Source organism: Campylobacter lari (assembly GCF_900638335.1).
Classification (GTDB): Bacteria; Campylobacterota; Campylobacteria; order Campylobacterales; family Campylobacteraceae; genus Campylobacter_D; species Campylobacter_D lari_E.
Window position 1 is genome coordinate 94,127 of sequence record NZ_LR134508.1, and the last position, 18,491, is coordinate 112,617.

General features: G+C 32.9%; 18 protein-coding genes. 17 read left to right on the plus strand and 1 reads right to left on the minus strand.

Annotated elements, in window-relative coordinates; translation table 11 throughout:
- Positions 1–2: 2 nt before the first annotated feature.
- The 10 genes from EL235_RS00560 (at position 3) to flgE (ending at position 10,055) form a co-directional block, all read left to right on the plus strand.
- Complete coding sequence (locus EL235_RS00560) at positions 3–1,016, plus strand: DNA-directed RNA polymerase subunit alpha (protein WP_126340589.1); 1,014 nt, start codon at positions 3–5, stop codon at positions 1,014–1,016.
- Positions 1,017–1,019: 3 nt separating this feature from the next.
- Positions 1,020–1,373 (plus strand): 50S ribosomal protein L17, encoded by a 354-nt coding sequence (gene rplQ, locus EL235_RS00565; RefSeq protein ID WP_012660847.1) that lies wholly within the window; start codon positions 1,020–1,022, stop codon positions 1,371–1,373.
- 115 nt (positions 1,374–1,488) lie between these two features.
- Entirely contained in the window at positions 1,489–2,388 is a 900-nt protein-coding gene (gene hisG / locus EL235_RS00570) for an ATP phosphoribosyltransferase (protein ID WP_114639927.1), read from the plus strand.
- Between the two features lie 9 nt (positions 2,389–2,397).
- Positions 2,398–3,678: a histidinol dehydrogenase gene (hisD, locus tag EL235_RS00575; RefSeq protein ID WP_126340590.1), complete on the plus strand. Its 1,281-nt coding sequence runs from the start codon at positions 2,398–2,400 to the stop codon at positions 3,676–3,678.
- The gene (gene hisB, locus EL235_RS00580; protein ID WP_126340591.1) at positions 3,675–4,742 is read left to right on the plus strand and encodes a bifunctional histidinol-phosphatase/imidazoleglycerol-phosphate dehydratase HisB; all 1,068 of its coding nucleotides are present in this window, start codon (positions 3,675–3,677) and stop codon (positions 4,740–4,742) included. The genes hisD and hisB overlap by 4 nt, the downstream gene beginning before the upstream one ends.
- Complete coding sequence (gene hisH, locus EL235_RS00585; protein WP_039625105.1) at positions 4,739–5,320, plus strand: imidazole glycerol phosphate synthase subunit HisH; 582 nt, start codon at positions 4,739–4,741, stop codon at positions 5,318–5,320. Before hisB ends, hisH begins: the two co-directional genes overlap by 4 nt.
- Positions 5,321–5,326: 6 nt before the next feature.
- Complete coding sequence (hisA, locus tag EL235_RS00590) at positions 5,327–6,061, plus strand: 1-(5-phosphoribosyl)-5-[(5-phosphoribosylamino)methylideneamino]imidazole-4-carboxamide isomerase (protein WP_126340592.1); 735 nt, start codon at positions 5,327–5,329, stop codon at positions 6,059–6,061.
- Positions 6,043–6,810 (plus strand): imidazole glycerol phosphate synthase subunit HisF, encoded by a 768-nt coding sequence (hisF, locus tag EL235_RS00595; RefSeq protein ID WP_039625107.1) that lies wholly within the window; start codon positions 6,043–6,045, stop codon positions 6,808–6,810. The genes hisA and hisF overlap by 19 nt, the downstream gene beginning before the upstream one ends.
- A gap of 13 nt (positions 6,811–6,823) precedes the next feature.
- Positions 6,824–7,450, plus strand: coding sequence for a bifunctional phosphoribosyl-AMP cyclohydrolase/phosphoribosyl-ATP diphosphatase HisIE (gene hisIE / locus EL235_RS00600; protein WP_126340593.1), 627 nt, complete (start codon positions 6,824–6,826; stop codon positions 7,448–7,450).
- A gap of 223 nt (positions 7,451–7,673) precedes the next feature.
- Positions 7,674–10,055 (plus strand): flagellar hook protein FlgE, encoded by a 2,382-nt coding sequence (gene flgE, locus EL235_RS00605; protein ID WP_126340594.1) that lies wholly within the window; start codon positions 7,674–7,676, stop codon positions 10,053–10,055.
- Between the two features lie 874 nt (positions 10,056–10,929).
- Here the strand turns inward: flgE and EL235_RS00615 are convergent.
- Positions 10,930–12,171: a multidrug effflux MFS transporter gene (locus EL235_RS00615; protein WP_126340595.1), complete on the minus strand. Its 1,242-nt coding sequence runs from the start codon at positions 12,169–12,171 to the stop codon at positions 10,930–10,932.
- 122 nt (positions 12,172–12,293) lie between these two features.
- On the opposite strand from EL235_RS00615, the gene EL235_RS00620 reads away from it, so the two are divergent.
- The 7 genes from EL235_RS00620 to tkt are packed head-to-tail and all read left to right on the plus strand — an operon-like array spanning position 12,294 to position 18,491.
- Positions 12,294–12,563: a NifU family protein gene (locus EL235_RS00620; RefSeq protein WP_039619526.1), complete on the plus strand. Its 270-nt coding sequence runs from the start codon at positions 12,294–12,296 to the stop codon at positions 12,561–12,563.
- Entirely contained in the window at positions 12,550–13,089 is a 540-nt protein-coding gene (locus tag EL235_RS00625; RefSeq protein ID WP_039625111.1) for a hypothetical protein, read from the plus strand. The genes EL235_RS00620 and EL235_RS00625 overlap by 14 nt, the downstream gene beginning before the upstream one ends.
- Positions 13,073–14,356, plus strand: a complete 1,284-nt coding sequence (locus EL235_RS00630) for a UDP-N-acetylmuramoyl-L-alanyl-D-glutamate--2,6-diaminopimelate ligase (RefSeq protein WP_039625112.1) — start codon at positions 13,073–13,075, stop codon at positions 14,354–14,356. Before EL235_RS00625 ends, EL235_RS00630 begins: the two co-directional genes overlap by 17 nt.
- Positions 14,357–14,662 (plus strand): YbaB/EbfC family nucleoid-associated protein, encoded by a 306-nt coding sequence (locus tag EL235_RS00635; protein ID WP_039617208.1) that lies wholly within the window; start codon positions 14,357–14,359, stop codon positions 14,660–14,662.
- The gene (locus EL235_RS00640) at positions 14,659–15,738 is read left to right on the plus strand and encodes a DUF7488 domain-containing protein (protein WP_039625113.1); all 1,080 of its coding nucleotides are present in this window, start codon (positions 14,659–14,661) and stop codon (positions 15,736–15,738) included. Before EL235_RS00635 ends, EL235_RS00640 begins: the two co-directional genes overlap by 4 nt.
- Positions 15,738–16,583, plus strand: a complete 846-nt coding sequence (locus EL235_RS00645; protein WP_039627309.1) for a geranyl diphosphate synthase / farnesyl diphosphate synthase — start codon at positions 15,738–15,740, stop codon at positions 16,581–16,583. Before EL235_RS00640 ends, EL235_RS00645 begins: the two co-directional genes overlap by 1 nt.
- 3 nt (positions 16,584–16,586) lie before the next feature.
- Entirely contained in the window at positions 16,587–18,491 is a 1,905-nt protein-coding gene (gene tkt / locus EL235_RS00650; protein WP_126340596.1) for a transketolase, read from the plus strand.

The following is an 18,491-nucleotide window of genomic DNA, read 5'->3' on the forward strand; positions in this document are numbered from 1 at the left end:
ATATGAGACATATTACAACTTCTGCTTATACACCAACAGAGTTTAGTATTGAAAATATCAGTGATACAGTGGCAAAAGTAAGTGCATGGCCTTTTGAAATCGGCTATGCTATTACTTTGGCGCATCCTTTGCGTCGTTTACTTTATTCAAGCACAGTAGGTTTTGCTCCAACAGGAGTTAAAATCAAAGGCGTAGCGCATGAATTTGATAGTATGCGTGGTATGCTTGAAGATGTAGCATTGTTTATTATCAATCTAAAAAAATTAAGATTTAAACTAAAAACAGATTCTGAAAAAGAAATCGTAACTTTTAGTTTTAAAGGACCAAAAGAAATTTGCGGAAAAGACTTAGACAATGAAATTGTTGAAGTTGTGAATGCAGATAGCTATCTTGCAACGATTAATGAAGATGCAGATTTAGAATTTACCTTAATTATTGAAAAAGGTATAGGTTATGTGCCTTCTGAAGAAATTCAAAATTTCTTAGATTCTGAGTTTATAGCACTTGATGCATTCTTTACTCCTGTAAAACATGCAGTTTATGATATAGAAAAAGTGCTTTTTGAGGATAATCCAGATTATGAGAAAGTTGTTTTTACAATCACAACTGATGGTCAAATCTCACCAAGTGATGCTTTTAAAAATGCTTTAGAAGCAATGTATAAACAATTGTCAGTGTTTGATAAAATTACTAATGCACAAAATGCTGTAAGAAATCAAGCATTAAACAATGAAGTAGAACATGTAAAATTACTTCAAAATATAACCGAGTTAAATTTAAGTGCTAGAAGCTTTAATTGCTTAGAAAAAGCAAATGTGGTTTACATTGGTGAGCTTGCCTTGATGAGTGTCAGTGAACTCGCAGACTTAAAAAATTTGGGAAAAAAATCTTTAGATGAGATTAAAAGTGTAATGGAGTCTATAGATTTCCCTATAGGAAATTCAAAACTTAGTGATAGTGCAAAAGAAACGCTAAAAAGAAAAATTACAGAATTAAAAGCACAAAATGAAGGATAATCAATGAGACATAGACATGGATATAGAAAGTTAGGTCGCACTTCTACTCACCGTGCAGCCTTATTAAAAAACCTTACCATTGCTATTATTAAGGCAGGTAAAATAGAAACAACATTACCTAAAGCAAAAGAATTAAGGGGTTATGTTGAAAGATTGATCACTCGTGCAAGAAAAGGTGATTTTAATGCTCACAGAGCAGTTTTTGCTAGCTTACAAGATAAAGAGGCTACAAACAAACTTGTAACAGAAATCGCACCTAAATTTGCAGATAGAAACGGTGGTTATACAAGAATTATTAAAACAAGAATTCGCCGTGGTGATGCTGCAGAAATGGCTTTCATTGAATTCGTAGCTTAATTTTTAGCCTTTTTAAAGGCTAAAACTTCTTATTTTTATTTATTTACTTACTATTTTTTGTATTTTTATCCATTTTTTGCTACTATTAATCTTTTAACTACAAAAAAGGAAAAAAATGCAAGAAAATTCAAGATTACGCATAGCTATACAAAAATCAGGTCGTTTAAGCAAAGATTCTATCGCCTTGCTTGAGTCTATAGGCGTAAAACTTCGCATACACGATCAAAGTTTAATTGCTTTTTCTACAAATTTACCTATTGATCTACTTAGAGTAAGAGATGATGATATACCAGGATTAATTTTTGATGGAGTAGTAGATCTTGGCATAGTTGGAGAAAATGTTTTAGAAGAAAATGAGTTAGAAAGAAAATCAAAAAACGAAAATGCAGATTTTATCATGCTTAAAAAGCTTGATTTTGGTGGGTGTCGCTTGTCTTTAGCATTGCCAGAAACTAGCGAGTATAAAGGTATAGAAAGTTTTAAAAATTTACGCATAGCAACTTCTTATCCACAGCTTTTAAAGCGTTTTATGGAGGAAAATAACATCCCTTATAAAACTTGTATGCTAACAGGCTCAGTTGAAGTAGCACCAAGTGCAAATTTAGCTGATGGAATTTGTGATTTAGTTTCAAGTGGTGCTACTTTAAAAGCAAATGGGCTTAAAGAAGTTATGGTGATTTATAAATCAAAAGCTTGCATAGTCCAAAGAAAAGAAAGCTTAGCTTCGCACAAACAAGAATTAATCGATAAATTACTCATTAGGATTAATGGAGTTATGCAAGCAAGAGAGTCAAAATACATCATGCTTCACGCTCCTATTGAAAAGCTAGAAAAAATTACAGCTTTATTACCAGGTGTTGAAAAACCTACGATTTTACCTTTAGAAAATGATAAAGCCAAAGTTGCACTACACATGGTAAGTCAAGAAAATTTATTTTGGGAAACTATGGAAGCTTTAAAAAAAGAAGGTGCAAGTGCGATTTTAGTTTTACCTATTGAAAAAATGCTCTCTTAAAGGATAAAAATGCAAATACTTGATTTTGAAAAATTAAACCAAAGCGAACAAGAATTAGCACTCAAGCGTCCTGCTATGAGTGCTAATGCACAGGTTAAAACCATAGTAGAACAAATCATTGAAGATGTCAAAACAAATGGCGATGAAGCTTTAAAACAAATGGCTGTAAAATTTGATAAAGTAGAGTTAAATTCCATCAAACTAAGCGATGAAGAGCTTAGTAATTTAGCAGAGCAAATTGATGATGAGTTAAAACAAGCTATCAAAATAGCTTATGAAAATATCTATAAATTCCACAAAGCCCAAGAAAGCCAAACCATAGAGGTTCAAACCTTTGAAGGGGTAACTTGTAAGGTGCTAACAAGAGCCATTGAAAAAGTAGGGCTTTATATACCAGGGGGCTTAGCACCGCTTTTTTCAACTGCACTTATGCTAGCCATCCCTGCTAAAATTGCAAAATGCAAATTCATAGCCTTAGCTTCCCCAGCACCACTACACCCTGCCATTGCTTTTGTAGCAAAACTTTGCAAAGTTGATGCAGTGTATCAAATAGGTGGAGCAGGAGCTATAGCAGCACTTGCTTATGGAACGCAAAGTGTGCAAAAAGTAGATAAAATTTTTGGCCCAGGAAATGCCTTTGTAACTGAAGCCAAAAAGCAAGTTAATAATCATGGGGTAGCTATTGATATGCAAGCAGGGCCTTCTGAAGTGTTAGTTTTAGCAGATGAGTTTGCTAATGCTAAATTTATAGCTTCAGATTTACTCTCACAAGCTGAACATGGAGCAGATTCTCAAGCGATTTTAGTTTGCACAAGTGAAAAACTAGCCAAAGAAGTAGATAGTGAAGTTGCTTTACAGCTTGAAAAACTCTCGCGTAAAGAAATTGCTTCAAAATCTTTAGCACACTCTAAAATCATTCTTGCAAAAGATATAAAACATGCCATAAGTATTTCAAATGACTATGCACCTGAGCATTTGATCATTCATACACAAAATCCATCTAGCTTGCTTGATGATATTATGCATGCAGGTTCGGTATTTTTAGGTGAGTATTCTCCAGAATCTATGGGAGATTATGCAAGTGGGACAAATCATGTATTACCAACTTATGGTTTTACTAAGTCTTATTCTTCATTAGGACTTGCTGATTTTATGAAAAGAATGACTGTACAAGAACTTAGCAAAGAAGGCTTTAAAAAACTTGGGTCTGTGGTGGAAATTTTAGCAGCAGCTGAAGGGCTTGATGGGCATAAAAATGCCGTGAGTTTAAGATTAGAAAGTCTAAAATGAGTGCAAAAATTTTATTTATTGATAGAGATGGCACGCTCATTGATGAGCCAAAAGATGATTTTCAAATCGATTCTTTAGAAAAACTTGAGTTTGAAAAAGGTGCTATCAATGCGCTTTTAAAGTTAAAAAATTTTGGTTTTAAATTTGTTATGGTGAGTAATCAAGATGGTCTAGGCACAAATTCTTTTCCTAAGGAAAATTTTGACAAAGCTCATGAAAAAATGCTAAGTGTTTTTCAAAGTTGTGGTATAGAATTTGAAGATATTTTTATATGCCCACATTTTGAGCATGAAAATTGCGCCTGTAGGAAGCCAAAAACTGCCATGCTTGAAAACTATATCAAAAATAAACTTTATGACAAAAATAAAAGCTTTGTCATAGGCGATAGGTCTAGTGATATGCTTTTGGCACAAAATCTTGGAATTCAAGGTTTAAAATATGACAAAAACGATTTTAATTGGGAACAAATCGCTGATTTTATCTTGCAAAATTACCGCAGTGCCTGCATAGAGCGTAATACCAAAGAAACCCAAATTCAAGTTAAAATAGCTTTTAATGAGAAAGCAAAAGCTGATATAAAAACAAATATCGCATTTTTTGATCATATGTTAGAGCAAATTGCTACGCATGCAAATATATCTTTAGAGATAAAATGCAAAGGGGATTTAGAAGTTGATGAACATCACAGCGTAGAAGATGTCGCACTTGCTTTGGGTGAGGCTATTAAAAGCGCACTTGATCAAAAAATAGGCATTGCAAGATATGGTTTTGTTTTGCCTATGGATGAATGCTTAGCAAGTTGTGCGATTGACTTTTGCAATAGACCGCATTTAGTTTATAAGGCTAAGTTTAAAAAAGAAAAGCTTGGAGAATTAAGCACAGAAATGATAGAGCATTTTTTCTACTCACTAAGCTATGCTATGGGTGCGAGTTTGCATTTAAAAGTTAAAGGCAAAAACGATCATCACAAAGCCGAAGGACTTTTTAAAGCCTTTGCAAGAGCTTTAAAAATGGCTATAAAAATAGAAAATGAAAACCTAGCAAGCTCTAAAGGAGTGATATGAAACTAGCTATTATAGATACAGGTTGTGCGAATTTAGCTTCACTTGCTTTTGCACTTGAGCGTTTAGGGCAAAAAAGTATCATCACACATGATTTAAAAGAACTCTCACAAGCAGATAAGCTTTTGCTTCCTGGGGTTGGCACAGCAGCTAAAGCAATGGCTAATCTAAAAGCACTTAATTTAGAAAATTTTATCCAAACTACCACAAAACCACTTTTAGGCATTTGTCTTGGTATGCAAATTTTGGGTAAATTTTCAGAAGAATTACACCAAAAAACACTTGGCATTATGCCTTTTGATACGCAAAAATTCCAAGAAAAAGCAAATTTTACTTTCCCGCATATGGGGTGGAATCAAGTCTTTAGCTCGCACGAGCTTTTTAAAGGCTTGGATGGAGCTTATTTTTATTTTGTGCATAGTTATTGTGTGAGCTTAAATGAATACACCATCGCAGAGTGTGAGTACTCTACTAAATTTAGTGCAAGTTTAAACAAAGACAATTTTTATGGTGTGCAGTTTCATCCTGAAAGAAGTGGCGAAGCGGGCGAAATATTATTAAAAAATTTCATAAATATGTAGGTAAAAATGCAAACTCAAATCATCCCAGCATTAGACTTAATAGATGGCAAAGTAGTAAGGCTTTATAAAGGAGATTATACTAAAAAGCAAGAATACAGTTTTGATCCTTTAGCTAAATTTCAAGAGTATGAGGCTCAAGGCATTGCTTGGCTTCATTTGGTGGATTTAAGCGGTGCAAAAGATCCTAGCAAAAGACAACTAAAACTTATAGAAAATCTAGCTTCTAAAATCAAAGTAAATCTTCAAGTAGGTGGAGGAATTCGCACTAAAGATGAGGTAAAAGCTTTGTTTGATAGTGGTGTTAAACGCGTAGTTATAGGCTCTTTAGCGGTTAAAAATAAAGCCTTTACACAAGATCTTTTAAATGAATTTGGTGTAGAAAATATAGTCTTAGCACTTGATAGTATTTGTGTTAAAGATGAGTTTTTTGTGGCTGTTGATGCGTGGAGTAAAACAAGCGATGAAAAATTATTTGAGCTTTTAAATTTTTACAAAAATGTAAAGCATATTTTATGCACAGATATTTCCAAAGATGGCACGATGAGTGGGGCAAATATCACTTTATATAAAACTTTGCACGAGAAATTCCCACATTTACAAACCCAAGCAAGTGGAGGTGTGGCAAGCTTAGAAGATTTTAAAAAGTTAAATGGCATAGTAAGTGGTATCATCGTAGGTAAAGCCTTGCTTGATAAAGAATTTAGCATAAAGGAGGCTAAAGAATGCTTGCAAAACGCATAATTGCATGTTTAGATGTAAAAGATGGTAGAGTGGTTAAAGGTGTGCAGTTTAAAAACCATGAAGATATGGGCGATATCATCGAGCTTGCTAAATTTTACTCACAAAATGGCATTGATGAGCTAGTATTTTATGATATTACAGCTTCAGCTAAAAATGAGCGTATTGATAGAACTTGGGTAAGCAAAGTAGCACAAAATATCTCTATACCATTTTGCGTTGCAGGGGGTATAAAAAGCGAAGATGATGCAAAAGAACTTCTAGCAAATGGTGCTGATAAAATTTCTATTAATTCCCCTGCTTTAAATGATCCTGATTTAATCTCACGTCTTGCAAAAAGCTTTGGAGTGCAATGTGTAGTCGTAGGTATAGATACTTTTAAAGATGAAAATAATGAGCTTTTAGTCTATAAATACACCGGAGATGAGAGCAAATCTCATCATAGTGGTAAAAAAACACTAGAGTGGGTAAAGCAAGTATGCGAGCTAGGAGCAGGTGAAATCGTGCTAAATATGATGAATCAAGATGGCATGAGAAAGGGTTATGATCTTGATCAACTTGCTAAAGTTAGACAAATTTGTCCTGTGCCTTTAGTAGCAAGTGGGGGTGCAGGAGCTAAAGAGCATTTTTTAGACGCTTTTAAACTTGGTGTTGATGGAGCTTTGGCAGCTTCTGTGTTTCATAAAAAACTTATAGATATTAAAGAGTTAAAACTATTTTTAAAAGATCAAGGTATACAAATTCGCATTTAATTAAGGAAACATTATGAAGATAAATGAAGAAGAATTTATAAAAAGTATTAGTTGGCAAAAGGTTAATAACCTTGTTCCTGTGATCATACAAGATTATCAAACTTGCGAAGTTTTAATGCAAGGTTTTATGAATGAAGAGGCATTAAGAGAAAGCTTTAAACACCAAAAGGTTGTGTTTTACTCACGCACTAAAGAGCGTTTGTGGATGAAAGGTGAGCAAAGTGGGAATTTTTTACATATTATAGATATGGGGCTTGATTGCGATAGAGATTGTATTTTGATTTTAGTTAAACCAAGCGGACCTACTTGTCATACTGGCGACATATCTTGTTTTGAACAAACTTCCAAAAAAGCTGATTTTGTATTTTTGTCACGTCTTGAAAAGCTGATTAATTCTCGTAAAAGTACTTGTGCAAGTTCTTCTTACACAGCTGAACTTTTTTCAAAAGGCACTAAACGCATAGCACAAAAAGTAGGTGAGGAAGGTGTTGAAACTGCTTTAGCTGCTACTGTTAAAGACAAAGAAGAGCTTATAAATGAAGCGGCTGATTTGCTTTATCATTTAGATGTTTTATTAGCTGATGCGGATTTGAGTTTAAATGATGTGATTGCTAAATTAAAAGAAAGAAATAAAAGTTAAGCGTGATTTCTCACGCTTAATTAAGCAATATTTTTGAAAAGATTCACTGACTATATCGAGTAATTTTAAAAAAACTTTACACATTAAAACCTAATTTTTAATTTATTTTCTACTTTTTAATTTCATTTTATTTGTATTTTTGGAACACTTATTGCTTTACTTTTGCTAAGCAATAGAAGATTGTGAGATATTCACAAAGCAATATTTTTTAAAGGATTTAATTATGATGAGATCTCTTTGGGCTGGGGTTTCAGGACTCCAAGCACATCAATACGCAATGGATGTAGAAGGTAACAACATAGCCAATGTTAATACATTTGGTTTTAAGTATTCTCGTGCAGATTTCTCAACGCTTATGAGCCAAACTTCTAAGATAGCTACAGCTCCAGATGGCAACCTAGGTGGTAAAAACCCTATGCAAGTTGGGCTTGGTTCAGGTGTAAATTCTACTACTAGAATCCACTCTCAGGGTAATATCCAAACTACAGATAAAAATACCGATATGGCGATTAATGGAGATGGATTTTTCATTGTTTCAAATGATGGCGGTACTACTCAGTATTATACCCGCGCAGGTGATTTTAAAACAGATGCAGTAGGAAATTTCGTAGATAATAACGGCTATACCGTTCAAGGTTGGAATTATAATCAAGAAACAGGCCAAATTGACTCTTCAACTTCAGTAGGTGATATCGTAATCCCACCTGGCATGAGTATGCCTGCTAGACCAAGCTCTTCGGTAAAACTTACAGCGAATTTAGATAGTGGCAACACTTTAGGTGCTAATGCTTCTGCAAAAAGACCTATTTATGCGTTAGATTCTACTCATGGTAGAAGAGATGATATAGGTAAGCCTATAGATGAAAATGATACTGGACACACTGAGTTTTATACTACCTCAAAAAGTGGAGCACAAGTAACTGAGAAAGGTATTGATATGGGCGTGGTATTTAACGCTCAAGGTGAGGGTTTAAATTTAAGAGATGGACAAGGTATATGGGTAAGTTATGCTGATGCTAAGTGGCAATCCAACCAAGCATTGCAGCCTGATTTGCCAACTGAAGCAGGAAAGGCAGTAGATGGAACACAGTATTCTTTTTGGGGTTTTACTGATGTAAATGGAACTCAACAACCTGCCAAATTAGATATAACTATAAATGGTGTTCGTATAGAAGCTACAGGTGTTGGTAAAGATACTTTTATTAATGCTATCAATGCTAAGACGGCAGAAACTGGTGTAGTGGCTTCTATAGTAGATGGTAAAATGACATTTACAAATGATAATAGCACAGGAACAACAGCAAAATCTAAAAATCTAAATATACAAATGGGACCAACAAATACAGCTGGTGAAACTATTACTTGGACAAACAATGGAGTTCCAGGGGAATGGCCTGTAAATCCGGGAAACGATTTGCTGGGTGGAAATGCAGGACCTATTAGTGTAATAACTGCTCATGAATATATTTATAGTTCAAATAATGTTGATATAGGTACAAATCCAGTTCCAGGTCAAGAAGGAACATGGCCGTCAATGAATGGCCAGAGAGTTTTTCATACTACTGAAGATTTAAGAGAGCTTTTGCAAAGAGATGCTAGATATGCGGTAGATTATGATGGTAGTGGTAATAGAACAGCAGATGATGCAAATGTTGGTGTAGAAGTGGTAGTGGAAAGTGATGGTAGGTTTAAAATTACTAATCCAGCTCAAGATGGTGCAAAAGATATGACCTTTAAAGTAACAGGTTATTCTAATGAAACTAATAAAATCGCCACTAATGATAAATTCACAGCGATGTTTAGTGCGCTAGATGGAAATTTCAATGCAGGAAATAATGAAAAATACTCTCAAGACATGTATTTATCAGCGCATACTGCGAGTATAGAAATCTTTGATTCATTAGGAACTAGACATGAGCTAACTGTGCAATTTACCAAACAAGCTAAAACAGCAGATGGTGGGGCTGAATGGTCTATCATCATCTCAGTGCCTGAGCCTGCAGAGATTAATTTTAGTGGTGATGGTGCTCCAGGAAACATAGTAGTAGGAAATTTAAGATTTGGTAATGATGGCTCGCTTCAAAGCTATACGCCAAATGTGTTAAATTTCACTGGAAATAACGGCTCAAAACCTGATCAAGTTATAAAACTTGACTTTGGTACAACAGGTGGTTTTGATGGTTTAACAAGCTATGATAAAGACTCAGCTACCACTAAACAAGAAACTGATGGTTACACAGGGGGTAACTTAAAGCCAGATGCATTAAGAACTGATGAGAATGGTTATATCTATGGAGAATTTACAAATGGTAAAACTCTAGCTCTAGCTAAGGTTGCTCTAGCTACTTTCCCAAATAATATGGGTCTTGAAGAAATGGGTAATAACCTTTTCAAAGCGACTGCTAACTCAGGTAGTCCTACTATAGGCCATGCTGGCGAAGGTGGTAGAGGGGGCTTAAAAGGCTCAGCTATAGAAATGTCAAATGTGGATTTAAGTCGTGCATTAACTGAGCTTATCGTAATCCAAAGAGGTTATCAAGCAAACTCAAAAACGATTACCACAAGTGATCAGCTTTTAAATACTTTGCTTCAATTAAAACAATAATTCTAACCCAAGGTTTTAAAACCTTGGGATCAAGCTTTACAAGGTTATCGAGGTAGCCTTGTAATACTTGATAGCCTTGAAGCCTTCAATCTATTGCTAACTCACTTCTTTCTTGCCTTAAGGAGTGAGTAGCATGATTTGCATATCGACAAGTTAAAATAAAAATTTATAAACTTGGATTTTTAAAATTTATCATTAATGGTTCTAGCCATTTGGTAGTTTCAAATACTTCTAGCTTGTTGTTTTTAAATTCTAAGAGTTTTTTATAATTTTGAGTATTGTCAAAAATAGTAATGTGATTACAAAATTTAGCAACAGTGTTAAAATTTTGTAAAGACTCATAGTATCTTTTTTCTATAAGTTCTTCTTTTATATCATGTCCGCCTTTAGCTACACGAATTTTAACTCTTTGTTTTGCTGTGTTTGGAGAGTCTAGTCCGATGTAGTAAAGATTGATAGTATAAGAATTTTTTGTAGCTTTTTGAATAAAGATAAAATGCTAGTGCCACAAAGTGTGGTTTCTTGGTTAAAATCATAAGCTTTTTTGATATAGTTTTCATGCATTTTAATGGCTATCCTTGAAGCTCTAAATTGATCTTCTTGATTTTTCCAGTCACCAAAGCTACTTACAATTTCATCGATGTTGATTCTAAGTCCAAAATCTTTGTTTTTTCAAGTTCATTATAATACAAGGTAGTTTTTCCAGATCCATTAACACCTGCAAAGATAGTAGCTATTTTTTTTATTAATAAAGCCTTTATTGATTGATGAGAAATTTTAACATAAATTGTTTATAAGTGTTTTGAAAATAAATATAAAGTTTTTTGAAAAAGGTTCGATGTAGTCAGTGAATCTTTTCAAAAATATTGCTTAATTAAGCGTGAGAAATCACGCTTAACTTCTTTTTGATTTTATTTAATTTTCTTTTATTGATTAAACTTAGATAGAAAATAGTTCCTAAAAAAGTACAAACACCTAAAATACTTGCTAAAAGTATAGGGGTATTTGCGTTTAAAAGGCTAACTAAGAATGCCATAAAGCCGGCCATTGCAAATTGAGCTGCTCCTAAAAGTGCTGAAGCGCTACCTGCGTTTTGTCTTGATCTTGCCATAGCTAAAGTAGTGGTATTTGGTAAGATAAAACCTAAACTTGCTATGATTAAACACAAAGGAATTTCAAAAGCCCAAAAACCTAGATCAAAAGTTGCTCCAAGAATGAGTAAAAATGCCAAAAAAGCCACGCTGATAAAAGCTCTAGGTAAAATATAATAAGGCGAATACCTAAGAGCTAATCTTGCATTGATATTTGCAAAAACTACAAAACCTAAAGCATTAATACCAAAAAGCATGGCGTATTGTTGTTCGCTTAGTTCAAAAACACGCGTAAAAACAAAAGATGAACCTGTTAAATAAGCAAAAAATCCTGCAAATATTAAATTTCCACAAAATAAATACACTACAAAACGACGATCTTTTAAGATTTTTTTGTAACTTTTTACAACTTCTTTGTGATTAAATTTTTTGTCCTGAGTGTTGAGGTTGCTTTCTTTTAGGGCAAAAATAACAAGCATAAATAAAATAAAACCTAAGATAAATAATGTCAAAAATATACTACGCCATGAAAAAAATTCAAGTAAAATACCACCAAAAGTAGGAGAGAGCATAGGAGCTAAAGAGGTAAAAACCATCATTAATGCATAAATTCCCGCTGCTTCTTTGAGTTCAAAAACATCATTTACTATAGCTCTTGCTACAACTACACCCACACAACCTCCTAAGGCTTCAAAAAAACGCAAAGCTATAAAAACATGAATAGAATCAACTAAAACACAAGCTATACTTGAAGAAACAAAAATAAAAATCCCAATATATAAAGGTTTTTTTCTACCATATACATCACTTAGTGGTCCATAAAAAAGCTGTCCTAAAGAAAAAGCTATGAAAAAACTTGCAAGAGAAAGTTGGGTGTAGAAAGAATTTGTTTGAAAACTTTTTTCTACTTCATTTAAAGCAGGTAAATACATATCAGTTGAAAGTGGTGCTATAGATGATAAAAATGCTAGTATGACAATGAGTTTTAATTTTTCAAAACCTTTAATTTGTGTGCGTTTTTGCATGAAATTTCCTAAAGTATTTTTGCTATTGTATAGCAAAATGTCTAAAATAAATAATAATTTACATTTTTTAAAGGCAAATAAGATAAAATTAAAATAAAAATAGTCAAGGAAAAGTTATGAATATGCCTTTTAGTGATGAGGAATTAATAGAGCCTGTAAAAGCAAGTCTAGCTAAAACTATGCATATTTTAGAAAACGATGGTGGTGGGCTTGATTTTTTAGGGGTTAAAAATGGTGTGGTGTATGTGAAGCTAACCGGAGCTTGTCATGGTTGTCCAGCTAGTGGGACGACTTTAAAATATGGCTTAGAAAAACAGCTTAAAATCGACATACATCCAGATATCACTATAGTAAATTTAGCAGGCGGGGAAAGCGAATTTGCAAAATTATAAAAAAATAGCCATAGAGTGCTTTTATAAAAAAGATTTTAAAAATGCTAAGATGTATTTTTCTCTTGCTTATGAAAAACGTAAAAATAAAAGACTTTTAACTTTTATTAATATTTGTGATTTGGCGTTAAAAAGTCCAGAAGAAGCCTTTGTATTTTTTGAGTTTTTTATGCAAAATTATAAAAATACTAAAGTAGATAAAGACATTGAAAAGCTCATCAATCTTAGTCAAAGTGTGCAGTTTGAAGAAGATAGTGAGGATTTTGAGGGTTTGAGTTATCAAGATTTTTTACTTAGCGAAGCAAAAGTTGGGTTTAAACAGGCTTTGGAAAATGTTATAATATCAAATAAACTTATCATTAATGATAAAGAAGATTTCGTGGATTTTTTAGAAAAACTTTTAGAGCATGGTTATAAAGATATGCTTGTAGCTTATATGGAAGATGTTTCGGTACATTTTTATTCTAATTATAGATTTATCAAGCTTAGCGAGAAAATCAAGGAATTAAATTATGATAGTAAAAATTGAAAATACTTTCATTTGTGATAATTCTAATGAATGCGAAAAAGATTGTTTTTTCTTAAAAACTGCTCAAAATGAAAAATTTATTCATCAAGCTTTAGAAAAACAAGCAAAAGTTATAAGTATAGCTGAGTGTAAGAAACTTTTAAATATAGATGAAAATATAAAAATCATAGGCATTACAGGCACAAATGGCAAGACAACCACTGCGGGTGCAATTTATTCTATCTTGCTTGATTTGGGTTATAAATGTGCCTTGATGGGAACTAGAGGTAGTTTTATAAATGATAAAAATATCACTCCAAAAGGCTTAACTACCGCTCCTATTTTACAAACTTTAGAGCTTTTATCTTTAGCAAGCAAGGAAAAATGTGAATTTTTAATTATGGAAGTAAGTTCACATGCTTTGGTGCAAAACCGCATTGAAGGGCTTGAATTTAAAGCTAAAATTTTTACTAATATCACTCAAGATCATTTAGATTTTCATGGAAACTTTCAAAACTACCAAGCGGCAAAAGAAAGTTTTTTTACCGATGAGTGCATGAAATTTATCAACAAAGATGCAAAAGCTATAAATTTTAATGTTAAAGGTACTTTTACTTATGGAGTAGAAAATCCAAGTTATTATCACATCAAAGCTTATGCTTTAAAAAATGGCATTGAAGCTGTGGTAAATTTTGGCAAAGAAACTTTTATGATTGATTCTTCTTTGGTAGGGCTTTTTAACCTTTATAATCTTTTAGCTGCAAGTGCTTGTGTGAATGAACTTGTAAAGCCAAATTTAAAAGAGCTTGAAAAGGCCATTAGTAATTTTGGTGGCATTGAGGGTAGAATGCAAGTGGTTGCTAAAGATGTGATTGTAGATTTTGCTCATACGCCTGATGGCATAGAAAAAGTTTTAGATGCTTTAAAATATCGTGATTTGATTGTGGTTTTTGGAGCAGGGGGAGATAGAGATAAAACTAAGCGTCCATTGATGGCTAAAATCGCCAAACACTATGCCAAAAAACTCATCATCACAAGCGATAATCCGCGTTCAGAAGAGCCTATGGGTATCATTAATGATATTTTAAGTGGTATAGAAAAAGATGAGAGTGTCTTTATAGAATGCGATAGAAAAGAGGCGATAAAAAAAGCATTAGAGCTTAAAACGAAAAATGAATTTGTAGTGATTTTGGGCAAAGGCGATGAGACTTATCAAGAGATTAAGGGTGTAAAATATCCTTTTAATGATAAAGAAGTAGTATTAGAGATATTAAAAGAAGGAAAATAAATGTTTGAAAATATGGATTTTTCTAAAATGGGTGAGCTTTTAACTAAGGCTCAAGAAAAAGCAAATGAATTAGAGCAAGAAGCTTTAAAAAAAGAATTTAGTGCAAAAAGTGGCGGCGGTTTAGTAAAAGTTAGTGCTAATGGAAAAGGTGAAATCATCGATATAAATATTGATGATTCTTTGCTTGAAGATAAAGAATCTATGCAAATTTTATTAATAGCAGCGATGAATGATGTAATGAAAATGGTAGAACAAAATAAAAAATCAATGGCTAGTAATCTATTTAGCGGAATGGGAATGTTATGAGAATTTTACTTTGTATTTTGAGTGTAGCTTGTGTGCTTTTTGCTGTACCAAGACCGACTTTTAATGATTTTTTAGGTTGTTATGAAAAAAACAAAGCTAGTATGTTGATTTATGAGGGATTGCCTGCTTTTGCTTTAAATGAAAACACCCTAGCAGTAGTTAAAACTAAAAATGCAAAATTAAACAGTTATACTAAATACGATCCTTTTTTAAATTTATATTTAGTAAAAACAGATTTTAGTTTAATCCCTGCGCCTATGGGAGATGAAGAAGAATTAACGCGTAATAGCTGGGTAGGAATTTTAGATAATAATAAAAGCTATATAGGACATTTGAAGTATTTTGGACAAAGTTTAACAGAACGTGATCAGCTTGATTTTACTTCTAAAATTGGAGAACTTAACTCACCATGTTGTAAAATGCTAGGTATAACTTTAGAAGATGGTAAGCTCATTGGTAATCGTTATCTAAAACACTTTGCAAAATATCCTGATGTTTATTGGGGTGATATAGGTGTGGATTTTGATATACGCGATGGTAAAATTTATGTAAAAAATGTACGCAAAAATGGACAATTTTTGCTTAATGATGAACTTGTGAGTGTAGATGGACAAGTTTATAATGATATAAGAAAATTGAATGAGAAAATTTTATTTGCCGATCGTGGTGCAACTTTGTATTTTAATATGCTAAGAGACAATAAAGATGTCAATATTTCTACGACGGTTTTTGATAAAGATTTGGGTATATTTGCTAAGCCTAAAAAAGTAGTTCAAGCTAAACCGACTTCTTTTTATAGTAATCTAGGGTTGCGCGTAGATACGAAAATGAATGTTACAGAAGTAACTCCAAATTCTAAAGCACAAATGGCTGGATTTTTAAAAGGTGATAAGATTTTAAGAATTAACAATCAAAAAATCAACAATTTCAATGAACTTCAAGCTGTATTAGCTCAAGCTAATACTTTTGATATTTTAGTTTCAAGACAAGCAAGCAATATCCCTTCAGCTAAAAATAATGATTTTGAGCATTTTAATAAAGGGTATTTTGACTTTTTTATAAGGCTTGTTAAGTGATTTTGGAACTTTTTAACGAGCATTTAGAAAAAAATTTGCCTAAGGTAAAAAGTTTTCATCCTTTTTTTAATGAAGCTTTAGCGCTAATGTTAAAAGCAGGAGGGAAACATTTTCGTGCTCAACTTTTACTAGGTATTGTTAAAGCAAAAATGCCAAGCCTTATACCAAATGCTTTAAGTGCCGCTTTAGCTTTAGAATTTATCCACACTTACTCACTTATACATGATGATTTACCTGCTATGGATAATGCAGATTTTAGGCGTGGAACTCCGACTTTACACAAAACTTATGATGAAACCACAGCTATTTTAGTAGGCGATGCTTTAAATACTGAAGCTTTTTTGTTGCTTTCTAAGCTTGATTTAAAAGAAAATGTTAAATTAAAACTCATACAAACTCTAGCTTTTAATGCAGGGCTTGGTGGTATGATTATCGGTCAAGCTATTGATTGTTATTTTGAAGATATGCCTTTAAATTTAGAACAAGTTGAGTTTTTGCATATTCATAAAACTGCAAGATTAATCGCAGCTAGTTTAAAAATGGGTTGTGAAATTTGCGAGTTAGATGAAAAAGAATGTGAGCAAATTTATGAAATAGGGCTTTTGATAGGATTAGTTTTTCAAATCAAAGATGATATTATTGATGCAACTTTAGATACCCAAGAAGCAGGAAAGCCAACTCATAATGATTTGCATAAAAATTCTTTTGTAAAACTTTTGGGTTTAGAAGGTGCTAAAAAGGCAAAAGATGATAAAATTGCTCTATGTGAAGAAAAAATGAAAAATTTAGATTCTAAGCTTTCTAACGAGCTTCAAATTTTGATTGACAAATATTTAAAAGGTTAAACGATGTTACAAAAACAAGCCAACACTATAAGATTTTTATGTGCTGATATGATACAAAAGGCAAATTCAGGCCATCCGGGTGCACCTATGGGTTTAGCGGATATTATGAGTGTTTTAAGTGCTCATTTAGTACATAATCCAAAAGATCCTACATGGTTAAACCGCGATAGATTAGTCTTTTCAGGCGGTCATGCTAGTGCTTTGCTTTATAGCTTTTTGCATTTGAGCGGTTATGATGTAAGTCTAGAAGATTTAAAAAATTTCCGCCAATTACACTCTAAAACACCAGGTCATCCTGAAATTTTTACCCCAGGTGTTGAAATTGCTACAGGACCTTTAGGACAAGGCATTGCAAATGCAGTTGGCTTTGCTATGGCAGCCAAAAAAGCAAGCTTACTTTTGGGTGAAGATATTATTAATCACAAAGTATATTGTTTATGTGGTGATGGGGATTTACAAGAAGGAATTTCTTATGAAGCTTGTTCTTTAGCAGGACTTCATAAGCTTGATAATTTAATTATCATTTATGATAGTAATAATATTTCAATTGAAGGCGATGTAGCTATTGCTTTTAATGAAAATGTAAAAGATCGTTTTAGAGCGCAAAATTTTGAAGTACTTGAGATAGATGGGCATGATTTTGAGCAAATTGATTTAGCGTTAAAAACTGCTAAAGAAAGTAAAAAACCTTGTTTAATCATCGCTCATACTACGATAGCTAAAGGAGCTTTAGAGCTTGAAGGAAGTCATCACTCTCACGGAGCACCTTTGGGTGAAGAACTTATTAAAAAGGCAAAAGAAGCTTTAGGTTTTGATCCGCAAAAAACTTTTGAAATTCCAGAAGAAGTTAAAATTCGCTTTAATGCTGCAATAGAACTTGGGGATTTAGCACAAGCTAAATGGCAAGATAAGGTTAATAAGCTAGATTTGGAAAAACAAGCTTTATTAAAAGAGCTTTTAGAACCTGATTTTTCAAAAATACAATTTCCTGATTTTAGAGGAAAAGATCTAGCCACTAGAGATAGCAATGGTATGATTTTAAATGCTATCGCTAAAACTTTACCGGGATTTTTAGGCGGTAGTGCAGATTTAGGTCCATCAAATAAAACTGAGCTCAAAGATATGGGTGATTTTCCAAATGGAAAAAATATCCACTATGGTATAAGAGAGCATGCAATGGCTGCAATATCAAATGCTTTTGCAAGATATGGTTTGTTTTTGCCTTATTGTGCTACTTTTTTTATATTTAGTGAGTATTTAAAACCTGCTGCAAGAATAGCAGCTTTGATGAAAATCAAACATTTTTTCATCTTTACCCATGATAGCATAGGTGTAGGTGAAGATGGTCCAACACACCAGCCTATAGAGCAGCTTAGCACTTTTAGAGCTATGCCAAATTCATTAACATTTAGGCCCGCTGATGGGGTTGAAAATGTAAAAGCATGGCAGATCGCACTTAAAACTAATATGCCAAGTGTTTTTGTTTTATCACGCCAAAAATTAAGTGCTTTAAGTGAGCCTGTTTTTGGAGATGTGGAAAATGGGGCTTATTTGTTAGAAGAAAATGCAAATGCGCAATTTACACTTTTAACAAGTGGTAGTGAAGTGTCATTGTGTTTAAAAGTAGCTAAGACTTTAAAAGAAAAAGGCGTTATTGCTAATGTAGTTTCTATGCCATGTTATGAATTATTCATCGCTCAAGAAAAATCTTATAAAGAAAGAATTTTGCAAGGTAAGGTTATAGGTGTGGAAGCTGCAAATTCAAATGAGCTTTATAAAATTTGTGATGAACTTTATGGTATAGAAAGCTTTGGTGAGAGTGGTAAAGATAAAGATGTATTTGAGCATTTTGGATTTAGCGAGGAAAAATTAAGCTCATATATTTTAAGTTTATGTAATGAAAAATAA

Excerpts from the sequence above, each read along its gene's own strand:
- EL235_RS00560 (WP_126340589.1), top strand. The coding sequence starts at position 3 with ATGAGACATATTACAACTTCTGCTTATACACCAACAGAGTTTAGTATT.
- rplQ (WP_012660847.1), top strand. The coding sequence starts at position 1,020 with ATGAGACATAGACATGGATATAGAAAGTTAGGTCGCACTTCTACTCAC.
- hisG (WP_114639927.1), top strand. The coding sequence starts at position 1,489 with ATGCAAGAAAATTCAAGATTACGCATAGCTATACAAAAATCAGGTCGT.
- hisD (WP_126340590.1), top strand. The coding sequence starts at position 2,398 with ATGCAAATACTTGATTTTGAAAAATTAAACCAAAGCGAACAAGAATTA.
- hisB (WP_126340591.1), top strand. The coding sequence starts at position 3,675 with ATGAGTGCAAAAATTTTATTTATTGATAGAGATGGCACGCTCATTGAT.
- hisH (WP_039625105.1), top strand. The coding sequence starts at position 4,739 with ATGAAACTAGCTATTATAGATACAGGTTGTGCGAATTTAGCTTCACTT.
- hisA (WP_126340592.1), top strand. The coding sequence starts at position 5,327 with ATGCAAACTCAAATCATCCCAGCATTAGACTTAATAGATGGCAAAGTA.
- hisF (WP_039625107.1), top strand. The coding sequence starts at position 6,043 with ATGCTTGCAAAACGCATAATTGCATGTTTAGATGTAAAAGATGGTAGA.
- hisIE (WP_126340593.1), top strand. The coding sequence starts at position 6,824 with ATGAAGATAAATGAAGAAGAATTTATAAAAAGTATTAGTTGGCAAAAG.
- flgE (WP_126340594.1), top strand. The coding sequence starts at position 7,674 with ATGATGAGATCTCTTTGGGCTGGGGTTTCAGGACTCCAAGCACATCAA.
- EL235_RS00615 (WP_126340595.1), bottom strand. The coding sequence starts at position 12,171 with ATGCAAAAACGCACACAAATTAAAGGTTTTGAAAAATTAAAACTCATT.
- EL235_RS00620 (WP_039619526.1), top strand. The coding sequence starts at position 12,294 with ATGCCTTTTAGTGATGAGGAATTAATAGAGCCTGTAAAAGCAAGTCTA.
- EL235_RS00630 (WP_039625112.1), top strand. The coding sequence starts at position 13,073 with ATGATAGTAAAAATTGAAAATACTTTCATTTGTGATAATTCTAATGAA.
- EL235_RS00635 (WP_039617208.1), top strand. The coding sequence starts at position 14,357 with ATGTTTGAAAATATGGATTTTTCTAAAATGGGTGAGCTTTTAACTAAG.
- EL235_RS00640 (WP_039625113.1), top strand. The coding sequence starts at position 14,659 with ATGAGAATTTTACTTTGTATTTTGAGTGTAGCTTGTGTGCTTTTTGCT.
- tkt (WP_126340596.1), top strand. The coding sequence starts at position 16,587 with ATGTTACAAAAACAAGCCAACACTATAAGATTTTTATGTGCTGATATG.